General features: G+C 62.1%; 16 protein-coding genes. 10 read left to right on the forward strand and 6 right to left on the reverse strand.

Annotated elements, in window-relative coordinates:
- Positions 1-46 precede the first annotated feature (46 nt).
- The 10 genes from lepB to P0M12_RS09690 all read left to right on the forward strand — a co-directional run bounded on the left by lepB (position 47) and on the right by P0M12_RS09690 (position 8,321).
- Positions 47-790 (forward strand): signal peptidase I, encoded by a 744-nt coding sequence (gene lepB, locus P0M12_RS09645; protein WP_042446389.1) that lies wholly within the window; start codon positions 47-49, stop codon positions 788-790.
- 106 nt (positions 791-896) lie between these two features.
- Positions 897-1,250 carry a glyoxalase superfamily protein gene (locus tag P0M12_RS09650; RefSeq protein WP_003942961.1) on the forward strand — a complete coding sequence of 118 codons (354 nt, stop codon included), beginning with the start codon at positions 897-899 and terminating at the stop codon, positions 1,248-1,250.
- A gap of 55 nt (positions 1,251-1,305) precedes the next feature.
- Positions 1,306-2,355, forward strand: coding sequence for a saccharopine dehydrogenase (locus tag P0M12_RS09655; protein WP_221742270.1), 1,050 nt, complete (start codon positions 1,306-1,308; stop codon positions 2,353-2,355).
- Complete coding sequence (locus P0M12_RS09660) at positions 2,352-2,936, forward strand: TetR/AcrR family transcriptional regulator (RefSeq protein WP_007730752.1); 585 nt, start codon at positions 2,352-2,354, stop codon at positions 2,934-2,936. The genes P0M12_RS09655 and P0M12_RS09660 overlap by 4 nt, the downstream gene beginning before the upstream one ends.
- Before the next feature lie 21 nt (positions 2,937-2,957).
- Positions 2,958-3,584 carry an SMI1/KNR4 family protein gene (locus P0M12_RS09665; protein WP_042446400.1) on the forward strand — a complete coding sequence of 209 codons (627 nt, stop codon included), beginning with the start codon at positions 2,958-2,960 and terminating at the stop codon, positions 3,582-3,584.
- Positions 3,581-4,681, forward strand: coding sequence for a galactose-1-phosphate uridylyltransferase (galT, locus tag P0M12_RS09670; protein WP_065455024.1), 1,101 nt, complete (start codon positions 3,581-3,583; stop codon positions 4,679-4,681). Before P0M12_RS09665 ends, galT begins: the two co-directional genes overlap by 4 nt.
- On the forward strand, positions 4,681-5,811 hold the full coding sequence (gene galK, locus P0M12_RS09675) for a galactokinase (protein WP_277377625.1): 1,131 nt from the start codon (positions 4,681-4,683) through the stop codon (positions 5,809-5,811). Before galT ends, galK begins: the two co-directional genes overlap by 1 nt.
- Positions 5,812-5,930: 119 nt before the next feature.
- Positions 5,931-6,380, forward strand: coding sequence for an Rrf2 family transcriptional regulator (locus tag P0M12_RS09680; RefSeq protein ID WP_003943059.1), 450 nt, complete (start codon positions 5,931-5,933; stop codon positions 6,378-6,380).
- A gap of 31 nt (positions 6,381-6,411) precedes the next feature.
- Positions 6,412-7,605, forward strand: coding sequence for a globin domain-containing protein (locus tag P0M12_RS09685; protein WP_003942968.1), 1,194 nt, complete (start codon positions 6,412-6,414; stop codon positions 7,603-7,605).
- 92 nt (positions 7,606-7,697) lie between these two features.
- The gene (locus tag P0M12_RS09690) at positions 7,698-8,321 is read left to right on the forward strand and encodes a LysE family translocator (protein WP_042446415.1); all 624 of its coding nucleotides are present in this window, start codon (positions 7,698-7,700) and stop codon (positions 8,319-8,321) included.
- A 2-nt stretch (positions 8,322-8,323) separates the two neighbouring features.
- Here P0M12_RS09690 and paaK read toward each other — a convergent pair whose 3' ends face one another.
- The 6 genes from paaK to paaA form a co-directional block, all read right to left on the reverse strand.
- A complete protein-coding gene (paaK, locus tag P0M12_RS09695; protein ID WP_042446417.1) occupies positions 8,324-9,625 on the reverse strand; it encodes a phenylacetate--CoA ligase PaaK in 1,302 nt (433 codons plus the stop codon).
- 41 nt (positions 9,626-9,666) lie between these two features.
- Positions 9,667-10,746, reverse strand: coding sequence for a 1,2-phenylacetyl-CoA epoxidase subunit PaaE (gene paaE / locus P0M12_RS09700; protein WP_064687859.1), 1,080 nt, complete (start codon positions 10,744-10,746; stop codon positions 9,667-9,669).
- Positions 10,747-10,750: 4 nt separating this feature from the next.
- Positions 10,751-11,209 (reverse strand): 1,2-phenylacetyl-CoA epoxidase subunit PaaD, encoded by a 459-nt coding sequence (gene paaD / locus P0M12_RS09705; RefSeq protein ID WP_047269445.1) that lies wholly within the window; start codon positions 11,207-11,209, stop codon positions 10,751-10,753.
- A gap of 65 nt (positions 11,210-11,274) precedes the next feature.
- A complete protein-coding gene (paaC, locus tag P0M12_RS09710) occupies positions 11,275-12,192 on the reverse strand; it encodes a 1,2-phenylacetyl-CoA epoxidase subunit PaaC (RefSeq protein WP_042446423.1) in 918 nt (305 codons plus the stop codon).
- A gap of 28 nt (positions 12,193-12,220) precedes the next feature.
- Positions 12,221-12,538, reverse strand: coding sequence for a 1,2-phenylacetyl-CoA epoxidase subunit PaaB (paaB, locus tag P0M12_RS09715; protein ID WP_007730622.1), 318 nt, complete (start codon positions 12,536-12,538; stop codon positions 12,221-12,223).
- Positions 12,535-13,503, reverse strand: a complete 969-nt coding sequence (gene paaA / locus P0M12_RS09720; RefSeq protein ID WP_007730621.1) for a 1,2-phenylacetyl-CoA epoxidase subunit PaaA — start codon at positions 13,501-13,503, stop codon at positions 12,535-12,537. The genes paaB and paaA overlap by 4 nt, the downstream gene beginning before the upstream one ends.

A 13,503-nucleotide genomic window follows, 5' to 3' on the forward strand; every position in this document is an offset into this window, starting at 1 on the left:
ATTCGTATCGGGCCGACGACTGGTTGCGCCATCTATTGTCGGGAGTGTGACGGAATCCGACGCCCACGAGGACTCGACCGACTCCACTGAATCGGCAGTGGCCGATCACCCGAGGAAACGTCCACTGTGGCGTGAGATTCTGATCCTCGTTGTCGTCGCACTTGTCCTGAGTGTTGTCATTCAGAACTTCGTCGGACGCATCTTTCTGATCCCGTCGGAGTCCATGGAACCGACACTTCACGGATGCACCGGCTGCACGGGAGACAAGATCCTCGTCGACAGAATCAGCTATCGATTCGGGGATCCGCAACCTGGGGATGTGGTCGTGTTCAAGGGACCCGAGTCCTGGAACGACGAGTACAAATCCATTCGATCCGACAATTCGATTGTTCGCGCGTTTCAGGGACTCGGGTCCATCGTCGGCTTGGTCCCGCCGGACGAAAACGACCTCGTGAAGCGGGTAGTCGCGGTCGGTGGCCAAACCGTACAGTGTCTGTCCGAGGAAGAGGGGCTTCGGGTGAACGGCAAGCCGCTGACCGAGCCGTACATCGACAAGCGCATTCCGGGCAACGATACCTCTTGTCAAGGAAGGTATTTCGGGCCGGTCACGGTTCCCGACGGGAACCTGTGGGTGATGGGCGACAACCGCGCCCATTCGAAGGATTCACGTTTCCATCTCGATGACGAACACAGTGGAACGGTGCCGATCGACAATGTCATCGGCAAGGTTCAATTGATCGTCCTTCCCTTCTCACGGTGGGGAACTGTGAGCTCGTTCGATCCGCAGTGACAGATCGAATCAACCAGGCGGCCCGCATCTTCGGACGGCACAGTCGACATGGCTCCGCTTTCGGACGATCATCGAGCGCATCTGTTACCGAGGGTAGGAGAACCACATGCGCGCTCGACGCATCACCGCCAATCTCAAAGTCGCCGATGTCGGAACCGCCAAGAGCTTCTACTCCGACTTTCTCGGCCTGAGCACCGAAGAGTTCAACATGGGGTGGGTCGCTCGCTACACCTCTCCCGACACCGGCGCGAACGTACAGCTCGTCACGCACGACGCCACTGCAGCCGAGGACTCGGTCATCTCAGTCCACACGGACGACGTCGACGGCGCCTACGAAGAGGCCCGCAGGCTCGGCTACGAAATCGTGCACCCCATAACGACCGAAGAGTGGGGTGTTCGCCGATTCCTCGTCCGGGCACCCGATGGCAACGTCGTCAACATCGTGCGACACCGGGACTGAGCAGCGGAAAGAACCCCATTCGACGTTTTAGGTCATTTGACCTAGAGTTAGGTGCATGACCGATTCATTGCAGTATTCAGCCGACGGCCCGATCCTCGTGGCCGGCGGATACGGAACCGTGGGCAGCGCCCTGACAGCGTTGCTCGCCCCCGACTTCCCACTACTCCTCACCGGACGCACCCCCGAGCGAGGCGACGAACTGGCCGGCCGTCACGGCGCTTCCGTCCGCCGCTGGGACCTCCTCGACCCGACACCCTTCGACGCGTCCGTACGCGCGGTCGTTTCGACGGTCAACGATCCCCACGATCGTGTCCTGTCCGCCGCCGTCGAGGCCGGCATTCCGTACGTGGACATCACCCGCTGGACAACCCGCGTCGCTCGCGCCGCCACTCTGGCGGGTCAGAAGTCGCCGAGCGCACCGGTGTACCTGTCGTCCGGATGGATGGGCGGAGTCACCAATATCGTCGCCGCAGCGCTGGCCGAGGAACTGGGTGGCGCGAGCACGATCGACGTCTCGATTCGCTACGACGTCAACGACATTGCCGGGCTGGACTCCGTCGACTTCATCGATCGGCTCGGGCAGGATTTCGAGGTGATGCAGCAAGGAAACCCGATCACCGTCAGCCCGTTGACGGATACACGCTGGGTCGACTTCCCCGGATCGCGCACCAAGGTCGGAAGAATCGACACTCCGGAACAATTCACGTTCCCCATGACCTTGGGCGCCGAAACTGCCAGCACTCGAATAGGTTTCAGTTCGAATGCATCCACAACTGCGCTGCTCGCCGCCAAGAAGGTGGGTCTGTTCCATTGGGGTCGCGGCGACCGCTTCACACCGCTACGACGCGGACTCCTGTACTCGCCGGGCAAGGGCGGGAGCGCGCAAGTACGCATCGATGTCACCGGCCCGAGCGGCACGACAAGCGCGACAATCGTCGACCGGCAGGGCCAGGCTCACCTCACCGCGGTGGGCGGCGCGCTGGCCGTCAGACGAGCCTTGGCCGACGATGCCCGGCCTGGAGTCACTTTCCCCGAATCGCTTCCGAACCCTCGCCGCACCGTCTCCGAGTTGGAGAGCTTCGGGGTGGCAGTATTGCGACCATGACCCTCTCCAAGGGCGCCGCCCGTGCGGCAGCACTTCTCGACGCAGCAGAACAGGTCCTCACTACTCAGGGCAATGCCAACTCGGCAATGCGCGATTTCGCAGCCGCGGCCGGAGTGCGGGTAGGACATCTGCAGCACTACTACCCCACCCGTGCAGATCTGATACGCGCAGTGATGTCACGTGCATTGACCCGCTCACTGGATCGCCTTGCCGTCGTCCCCGATACGGATCAGAGCCTTTCCCGCGAGGAATCCGAACACTTCATCGGAGTCCTGCTCGGAGAACAGGACGACCAGGCCACGGTGCGTCTGTACGTCGAAGTATGGGCCATTGCAGCGGCGGACCAAGAAGTCGCGGTCGTGCTTCGAGACTTCTACGCCCAGTACATCGCACACGTAGAGCGCGCAGTCGCGTGTGCACAACCGGAGCTGGATGCGACTGAACTTGGCGCGACAGCGCAGACCATCGTGAGCCTGCTCGAGGGTTCCGCAATTCTCCGATCGGGAATCACCGGCCGAAAGTCCGAGGCTTCGGACCGAAAGCTCGTGGACACACTGCAGTACCTGATTCACGGGTCCTGACTCGGACGTATCGTAAAGCCCATGAGCGTTGCAAACGAATGGAGCCGAATCGAAGCGTGGTGCCGTACACACGCACCGGTGACGGCTGCAGCGTTTCAACCAGGACTCGGTGACGCCGTTATCGAGGAATTCGAAGCCTCGACCGGCGTCACGTGGCCCCAGGAACTTCGCGACCTGTATCGGGTCCACAACGGCAGCCTGACCCACGACGACCGGACCGGCCTCTTTCTCGGCAGCGTGCTCCCGGACAAATTCTTCTACCCCATCGACGTCGCAACAGAAGTTCGTCTCACTCTGCTCGAAACGTGGGATGAGACGATCTACGAGAATCCAGACCTCTACGCCGAGGACGAGATGGATCGACACGATCAACGCGACGCAGGCACTGCCGCAACCATGTTCATCCCCTCGTTCGTTCCCTTCGCCGGACTGGACGAGTACCACTACTTCGTGGACACCCGCAGCGGCGCACTCCACCATTGTGTGACCGAGTATGCCTCGGACGCCACTGACAACGGCGGTCCGATCTGGGCGTCCATCTCGGTAATGCTGGCCGCCCATGCCGTAGCGCTGGAAACAGGATCAACGATCGGAGTGTGGAAACCCGTTGTCAGCAAGGGTGTTCTGGAATGGGAAGTCGACGCATGACACCCAAGCAGGATCCGACCCGTCGCACCCTCGCCGACGGGCGTCAGATCTTCTACTTCGACGATGCCGGCAGTGCCCGCGCCCACTCTGCGCGAGATTCCCGCGAATTGCCGGCTCTCGACCACTCGTCTCGGATGAGATTCGACGTTCTCACCGGGGAGTGGATCACCATGGCTTCGCATCGCATGACACGGACACATCTCCCCTCCGCCGCCGAATGTCCATTGTGCCCGACCGACGAAACACGCACGCCCACAGAGATACCCGACGGAGACTACGACGTCGCGGTGTTCGAGAATCGGTTTCCGAGCTTTGCCGCGGCGCCCGAGGAAGCCATTGACAGTCCCGGAGACGGTGCGGGCGATCGCCCAGCGGCCGGTCACTGCGAAGTGATGTGCTTCTCGAGCGATCACACGGCGTCCGTCGCCGAGCTTCCACTCGAACGCATGCGCACGATTGTGGGTGCCTGGATTTCTCGGACCGAAGAGTTGTCGGCGGATCCGCTTGTGGAACAAGTGTTCTGCTTCGAGAACCGCGGCGAAGAAATCGGGGTGACACTCACCCATCCACACGGACAGATCTACGCATACCCGTATGTCACGCCACGCACCCGATCGATGCTGACGCAGGCGCACAAACACTTCGAGCGCACCGGTCGCTCACTACTCGCCGATGTTCTGGCGTTCGAGCGCGAGGACAAGGCCCGGTTGATCTACGACGGCGATCACTGGAGCGCCTACGTCCCGACCGCCGCACGATGGCCCATCGAGATTCACCTGGCACCGCACCGAGACGTCCCGGACCTTCCCTCGCTGAACGACCAAGAGCGCGACGAGCTTGCGGTCGTCTACCAAGATCTCCTACGCCGTATCGATCGCTTCTATCCGGGCGTCGACCGGGTACCGTACATCGCGGCCTGGCACCAAGCTCCCGTCCGCATCGACCGACCTCTGGGCCGACTGCATCTTCAGCTGTTCTCGATCTTGCGCGCACCGGGCAAACTCAAATACCTCGCCGGGTCCGAGTCCGCCATGGGCGCCTGGGTGAACGACACCGTTCCCGAGGCAGTCGCGGCCCGCCTACGGGAGTTGAAATAGTGGATACGGTCTCGAACAATTCTGTGCTCCAACAGTTTCACGCCACCTACGGCTATCCGGCAACCGGAGTGTGGGCGGCACCCGGTCGAGTCAACCTGATCGGTGAACACACGGACTACAACGGTGGATTGTGCCTACCGGTCGCTCTCGAGCAGCGAACACTGGTTGCCGTCGCACTGCGCAGCGACGGGGTCGTCCGCGTGCACAGTCGGCAATCCGCCAAGACGTACACCGGGCCCCTCGGCGACATCGCCACAGGGTGGGCCGCCTACCCCACAGCCGTTCTGTGGTCTCTTGCGCGCAGAGGCCTCCCGATCGAAGGAATCGATCTTGCCGTCGACTCGTCGGTACCGGTCGGGGCCGGGCTGTCGAGCTCCGCTGCCCTCACCTGTTCGGTTGCGTTGGCCGTCAACGAACTTCATGATTCACCTTTCGCCCGCGATGAGCTGGTACAGGTGTGCATCCAGGCCGAGAACGACGGCGTCGGCGCACCGACCGGAGGGATGGATCAAACCATTGCCCTCTTTGCTCAGCCCTCGACTGCGCTCCTGCTGGACTGCCAGGACGGATCCACCGAACCCATACCTTTCGAACTCCACGGTGCAGGTTACGACCTGATCGTCATCGACACCCGGGTCAAACACTCACTCGCAGACGGACAGTACGGAATGCGGCGCTCTCAATGCGTCGCTGCAGCAGCAGCTCTCGGCGTCGGCAGCTTGCGAGAGGCTACAGCAGGCCAGGCCGAGACAGTGCGAGACCCGATCCTCCGGGCGCGGGCACGGCACGTCGTGACCGAGATCGAGAGGACGCGGAAGACCGCAGAACTTGTGCGCAACAGCAGATTCAGTGACGTCGGCGAGCTGTTCGACAACTCGCACGCCTCGTTGCGCGACGACTTCGAGGTCTCGTGCGATGAACTCGACGTCGCCGTTGCTGCAGCACGACGCGGCGGCGCGATCGGTGCGCGGATGACCGGCGGCGGATTCGGAGGCTCGGCCATCGCGCTGGTTCCGGAAGGAAGCGGAGCGGAGGTCATCGCGTCGGTGAGCCGCGACTTTGCGGCGCGAGGTTGGCGAGCACCCCACTTTCTCGGCGTCGTTGCCGGGGGTTCGGCCGCCCGCCTCTGAGCGAACGGCACGTTCAGCGCACTGGAGGCGCCGAACGTACCGTTCGCCCTGGTTGGGGCACCTCGAGATCCCCCTCACATAAATAGTCATCTCAGATGCGAATTATGTAGGTTCAGATCATGCAACTGACGCAGTTCACCGATCTGGGATTGCGCGTCGTCATGCGGTTGGCCGTACTCGACGCGGATGCCTCCCCCAGCACTCGGGATGTTGCGCAGCAGCTCAACGTGTCGTATTCCCATGCCACCAAGGTGGTTACACGGCTCGGTGAGCTCGGCATCGTGACAACCAGGCGCGGCCGCGGCGGTGGGCTTTCCATCACCGAACTCGGCCGCACCGCCACCATCGGCTGGCTGGCCAGACGCCTCGAAGGCCCGGGTGAAGTCGTCGACTGCGAAGGCGACAAACCGTGCCCACTGCGCGGAGGTTGCCTCCTTCGGAGCGCTTTGCGCGAAGCACAGGAAGCGTTCTTCGTTTCACTCGACGCGGTCACGATCGAAGACGTCATCCGGCAGCCGTCCAAAACTGTCCTGCTACGCCTCACCACCCGGAGCGACGAAGCAGGCTGATCAATCGAATTTCGACCGAACGGAGCAGCTCATGCTTTCCCCACAGTCAACCGAGGTCATTCGCGCCACCCTTCCCGTGGTCGGCGCTGCCATCGGCGATATCACAACCCTGTTCTACCGCAGGATGTTCGACGCGCATCCTGAACTCGAACGCGATTTGTTCAATCGCGGCAATCAGAAGCAGGGCGAACAGCAGAAGGCTCTCGCCGGCGCCATCGCGGCATTCGCGACGCTTCAGCTCGAGCCGGACAGCGCCAAGGTCGATCTCATACTTTCACGTATCGCCCACAAGCATGCGTCGCTGGGAATCACACCCGACCAGTACGCAATCGTGCACGAACACCTCTTTGCCGCGATCGTCGAAATACTCGGCGATGCAGTCACTCCCGACGTCGCAGCAGCCTGGGACGAGGTCTACTGGCTGATGGCGGAAACCCTCATCACGATGGAGCGTGGCCTCTACCAACTCGCCGGCGTGGACGCCGGTGACGTCTGGCGCACAGTCAGGATCAGTGAACGAGTTCTTCAGTCCGCCGACACGGTCTCACTGACACTCACGTCGCTCGACGGTAGCGCACTCCCCACCTTCGCTCCCGGACAGTACCTTTCGGTCGGGGTTACGCTGCCCGACGGCGCCCGCCAGATCCGTCAATACAGCCTGTGTTCGATACCGAGCAGCGCAGACTGGCGGATCAGCGTCAAGCGAATCTCCGGAACTCCCGATGGCGAAGTGTCGAACTTCCTCTACAACAACGTATTCGAAGGTCAAGAACTCTCCGTCACCACACCTTTCGGCGATCTCACCATGCCGGACGACAACTCACCGCTCCTGCTCGCGTCGGCCGGAATCGGTTGCACACCGATGATCGGGATGCTCAATCATCTCGTGGACACCGGCGCTGACCGTTCGGTATCTGTCATCCATGCGGATCGATCCATTGCGGATCACGCGCACCGCGCAGAACTCAGCACACTCGTCGACCAGATCCCCGCCGCAACCCTGCACCGTTGGTACGAGGATCTCGGCACGCACGTTGCGTTCGGATCGGTTCACGAAGGACGGGCGGATTTGCAAGGTATTGCAGTGGAGCCCGATACCCAAGCCTTCCTTTGCGGGCCGATGCCGTTCATGTTGGCGATGCGCGCATCGTTGCTCGAAAGGGACGTCCCGGCACAGAATATCCACTACGAGGTCTTCGGGCCCGACAGCTGGGCCAACACCTGAGCGGACCACTGCCTGCGAACTGGACCTTGGCGCGCGACTGCAAACCCTTGTGTACTCGACGAAACATACGCATCGAGTAGTGGGAGACCGACATGATCACGTCAGCGTCGATGACGGGAGTCGCGCTGATCGCCCTGGCGATGGTTCTGACACCGGGCCCCAACATGATCTATCTGGTGTCCCGCAGCATCAGCCAGGGCCGCCGGGCGGGTTTGATCTCGCTCGGCGGAGTCGCAACCGGTTTCCTGGTCTACCTCGCCGCCACGTGTGCAGGGCTGACGGCGGTTCTCTTCGCCGTACCAACGGTGTTCACCGCGGTGAAAATCGGTGGTGCCCTGTACCTGGCCTATCTCGCCTGGTCGACACTCCGACCAGGTGGGAAGTCCGCTTTCGAGGTGGGCGAGGTCGACCGCCACGGTAGCGGCCGTCTGTTCGGGATGGGGTTGACCACCAATCTGCTCAATCCCAAGATTGCGCTGATGTACGCGGCCCTGATCCCCCAGTTCGTCGATCCCACTGCGGGTCCGGTCTGGCAACAGGCACTCGTACTCGGCGGCGTGCAGATCCTGGTCGCAGTCACCGTCAACGCGTTGATCGTGTGCTGTGCGGCAGCCGTGTCGACCTTCCTCATGGCGCGTCCGGTGTGGATGCGGGCTCAGAAATGGCTAGCTGGTGGCATTCTCGGAATCTTCGCCACCCGCATGGCCCTGGAGTAGTTTCAGTCCTTCGGACGTTGGTCGATCAGACGACGCGCTTTGCCGATCGAGCGTTCGAGTCCGCCGGGTTCGAGAACGCTCACCTCGACCGTGACACCGATCTTGTTCTTCACCAGCTTCTGCAACGCCGAAGACGCTGCCGCATGATCGGAAATTGCCGCGTCAGGGCGAGCCTCGACGCGCACTGTCAGAGTATCCATCCGGCCCGGACGCTCCAGCACACACTGGAATTGGGGTGCCAGGGCGGGGACGGTCAGGATCAGCTCTTCGATCTGTGTGGGGAACAGATTGACCCCACGCAGGATGATCATGTCGTCGGTCCGGCCGGTGACCTTCTGCATCCGACGCATCGAGCGCGCCGTACCGGGCAACAGACGGGTCAGGTCCCTGGTTCGGTAGCGAATGATGGGCAGCGCTTCCTTGGTGAGAGAGGTGAAAACCAGCTCACCTTCTTCACCGTCCGGCAGCACTTCGCCCGTGACCGGATCGATGATCTCCGGGTAGAAGTGGTCTTCCCAGATATGGAGCCCGTCTTTGGTTTCCACACATTCCATTGCCACACCCGGGCCCATGATCTCGGAGAGTCCGTAGATGTCGACCGCATGCATGTCGAGTTGCTGTTCCAGCTCGGTACGCATCTGTTCGGTCCACGGCTCCGCTCCGAAAACTCCCACCCTCAGTGAGGTCTTCGAGGGATCGATGCCTTTCTTGATCATCGCATCCACGATGGTCAACATGTACGACGGAGTCACCATGATGGCGTCGGGCTCGAAGTCCTCGATCAGTTGAATCTGCCGCTCGGTCATGCCACCGGACATGGGAATGACCGTGCAGCCCAAGCGCTCCGCACCGTAGTGTGCTCCCAATCCACCGGTGAACAGACCGTACCCGTAAGCCACGTGAACCTTGTCCGAAGACCGCACGCCGCCGGCCGAGAGACTGCGCGCGATGAGATCGGCCCAGTTGTTCAGGTCGTTGCTCGTGTACCCCACCACCGTCGGGCGACCGGTGGTCCCCGAAGACGCGTGAATTCGCGAGACCCGGTCCTGGGGCACTGCAAACATCTTGAACGGATAGTTCTCACGTAGATCCGCTTTGGTGGTGAAGGGGAACTTCGCGAGATCGCTCAGATCCTTCAAGTCGCTCGGGTGGACGCCGGCGTCGTCGAAAGCTTTGCGGTAGTGCGGAACATTGGTGTACGCGTGCATCAGGGACCATTGCATCCGCTCGAGTTGGAGCGTCGAAATGCGGTCCCGACTGGCAAATTCGATGTCTTGCGATGTAGCAGTGGCGAGTTCGGTCATGATTGTCTCCGGTGGGCTCAGTGAGGGCGCTGTGCGGGCGGTCAGGCGTCGAAATCGACTGTTATCTGTTCACCGACAGGGAAGGTCTGGCAGGTCAGTACGAAACCCGCGTCGACTTCGTAGTCTTCGAGTGCGTAGTTCCTGCGCATCTCGACGTCACCGCAGGTGACCTTGGCGCGACACGTTCCACAGACCCCGCCCTTGCACGCGAAGGGCAGATCCGATCGGTACTGTTCCGCTGCATCGAGAATCGACTGGTCTCGCGGAAGTGTCGCGGTGGTCGATCGACCGTCGAGAGTAATAGTCACCTCGCTGCTCGGTCCGACAATTCCGCGCTCACGATGCACTGCAACCGGCGGAGCGACGTCGTCGACGTAGAACAGCTCGTGATGGATGCGATCCTTGGCAATTCCCAAGCCGGCCAGTACTTCCTGGGCGTCGTTGACCATCCCGAACGGACCACACAACCAGAAGCCGTCGACCTGGTCGCACGGAACGAGAGAGGTGAAGATCTCACGCAACCGGTCGGCGTCGAGACGGCCCGAGAACAACTCGACCTCGCGCGGCTCGCGAGAGAGGACATGAATAACGTCCAGGCGCGCACCGTACCGGTCCTTCAGGTCGGCGATCTCTTCGGCGAACATGACTGAACGGGTGCGCCTGTTCCCGTACAGCAGGGTGACATCGGCCTCGGGGTTCACCAGCAGTGTTGCAGCGATGGACAACATGGGCGTGATTCCGGAGCCCGCCGCGATCAGAACGTGCCGTCCACCCAATGCCGGATCGGCGACAAAATTGCCCGAAGGGCCCTGGACGTCGATTCGATCCCCGGCCTTGACGTCTCGCACCAACCAGGAGGAGAAGAGTCCGTCTGCCACTTCGCGAACCCCCACCCGTGGAGACGCCCCTACCGGTGCACAGATCGAGTAGGAGCGACGGTGTTCGACGCCGTCGATCATCCGCCGCAGTGTCAGTGACTGCCCGGCGCCGAAGTCGAATTGATCGGCGATATCGGCAGGCACGTCGAAGGTGACGGCAACTGCGTCGTCGCACAGTGATTCGACACCGGCGACCGTCAACGGGTGAAATGGTTTGTTCCGGTTCGTCGTTGCAGTACTCATCTGTTCAGATCTCCTTCACGTGATCGAACGGCTCGAGGCAGTCGAGGCAGCGATAGAGCGCTTTGCACAGGGTCGCACCGAATTCCGAACTCAGTCTGGTGTTTGCCGAACCGCACTGGGGGCACAGGATGTCGCGCGGCTTGGCCGTCAAGGTCAAGGCGATTGGGCCGGAGGTGCGACGCGGCGCGGCCCCCGGCACCGAGTACCCGGCCGTCCGAAGTTTCGCGAGCCCCTCTTCGCTGATCCAATCCGAACTCCAAGGCGGCGACAGTTGAGTCTTGATCTGGACGCTGCCGTACCCCGCGTCGGTCAGCTTGTGCTCGATGTCGTCTCGCATCGTCGCCATCGCCGGACACCCGGAATAGGTGGGAGTGATTGTCACACAGACCAAGTTCGCTTCGACGTCGACCGATCGGATGACGCCGAGATCGGCCAAGGTCAACAGTGGCATCTCCGGATCCATCACCGAGGCGACGATCTCCTGCGCCGAAGAGACAGTAGCGGAAGAGACGGTAGCGGCAGTCACGGTCACCACACCCCTTCCGGATGCTCCCGAGCGACGCTCTGCATTTCGGCGAGAAGTAGCCCCAGTGCCCCGGTGTGCAGTCCGGCACGCCCGCCGCGGCCGCCGACGAAACCGGAGAAACGCGAAGGGGGCTCTTCCATTTCGGCTGCATGGAGGACCTGGGCAAGAACAGCGTCGAACTCCGGCCGAACAGTACGCGGATCCACTCCGACGCCAACTTCTGCCAAAACGAGTTCGTCCTGGGTGGGAACAAAGAGTTCGTCCACGAACGGGAAGATCTCGAGCAGGGCCGCGGCAGTCCGACGCTTGGATTCTGCCGTGCCGGCGCCCAACGTGACGACCCATCTTGCCGCGTAGTCGCGGTGGTAGGTCAGTTCTTTGACGCCCTTGTTCGCCACGGCCGCGAGGACCGGGTCCCGCGATGTGCGGAGCCGATCGAACAGCGCCAGCCGCCAGGTCGAGAACACGAGTAGCCGAACGACCGTGTGCGCGAAGTCGCCGTTGGCGAGCTCCACCAGTCTCACGTTGCGGAAACGGAACTGATCACGAAAGAAGGCAAGCGCATCTTCAGCCGGCACCGGCGACGTGTCCGAGATGAACGGAACGACAGTGGAATCGGCTGCTGCCGCGCGAGCCAGCAGCAGCCTGGCCTGTCCGATCAGATCCAGACCGACATTCGCGAGAGCTACCTCTTCTTCGAGTTCCGGTGCCCGCGTCGACCATTCGGCGAGGCGCTGCGAACTGACGAGCGCGTCGTCGCCGAGCATGAGGCAGTAGTGCGCCAGCGCACCGAGATCGACGTCATCCGGCACCGTGGTGTCGACTCCGGCGAGGGGGTCGTCGAAGCTGGTTCCGAACGCCCACTGACCGTGGCCGTCGCCGTCGACCAGGCCGTCGTAGGCACTGTCGTGATCGTTCATCTGTTGGTCCTCGAAGTCGAAGTGATTCTCACATGTGCGGAACGGAGTCCGGGATGTCGTAGAAAGTCGGGTGCCGGTAGACCTTGTCGCCGCTCGGCGCGAAGAACGGATCCTTTTCTGCCGGACTCGAAGCCACGATGTTCGCTGACGGCACGACCCAGATGCTCACGCCTTCGTTACGTCTGGTGTAGACGTCGCGCGCGTGGCGTAGGGCCATCTGATCGTCTGCCGCGCGCAGGGATCCGACATGCACGTGGTTCAGTCCGCGCTTTCCCCTCAGAAATACCTCGTACAAAGGCCATTCGCCCCGCACCTGATCGCGCTGTACCTGATCGTTCTCGCTCATGATGTTTCCCCAGTCGTGCGATCGTGCGCGAGTCTCTCGCGCTGTGCAAAGGCGTACGCGGCGTCGCGAACCCAGGCCCCGTTGTCGTGTGCGGCTTTCCGATTGGTGATCCGCTCGACGCTCGCCGCTCCGTTGCCGCGGACCACGTCCATGAATTCGCTCCAGTCCGGCTCGCCGAAATCGTGTGCGCCACGCTCGGGGTTCCAGCGCAGGTCGGGATCAGGGAAGGTCACACCGAGTATCTCGGCCTGCGGTATCGACATGTCCACGAATCGTTGCCGCAGTTCGTCGTTCGTGTGCCGCTTGATGCGCCACTTCATCGACTGCTCGGTGTTCGGCGATTCGTCGTCCGGCGGTCCGAACATCATCAGAGCGGGCCACCACCATCGGTCGACGGCTTCCTGCACCATTGCCCGTTGAGCTTCCGTGCCGCGCATCATCGTCGCCAACAGCTCGAAGCCTTGCCGCTGATGGAACGATTCCTCCTTGCACACACGGATCATCGCGCGCGCATACGGCCCGAAGGAGCTGCGGCACAGCGGAACCTGATTGCAGATAGCAGCTCCGTCGACCAGCCAGCCGATCACACCCACGTCGGCGTATGTCAGCGTCGGATAGTTGAAGATCGAGGAGTACTTCTGCTTTCCCTCGATCAGTTTGGTGGTCAGATCGCCACGATCGGCACCGAGTGTCTCGGCCGCGGAGTAGAGATACAGACCGTGCCCGGCTTCGTCCTGGACCTTCGCCATCAGGATCGCCTTGCGTCGCAACGAAGGCGCACGGGTGAGCCAGTTTCCCTCGGGCTGCATTCCGATGATTTCGGAGTGCGCATGCTGGGCAACCTGACGGATCAGAGTCTTGCGGTAGCCGTCCGGCATCCAGTCGCGAGGCTCGATGCGCTGGTCTGCCGCGATCGTCTCGTCGAACAGGTTCTGCAGGTCTTGTGGAGCTTCCACGTTGGTCAT

The organism is Rhodococcus sp. RCBS9 (assembly GCF_029457415.1).
In the GTDB taxonomy this organism is placed as follows: Bacteria; Actinomycetota; Actinomycetes; order Mycobacteriales; family Mycobacteriaceae; genus Rhodococcus_F; species Rhodococcus_F qingshengii.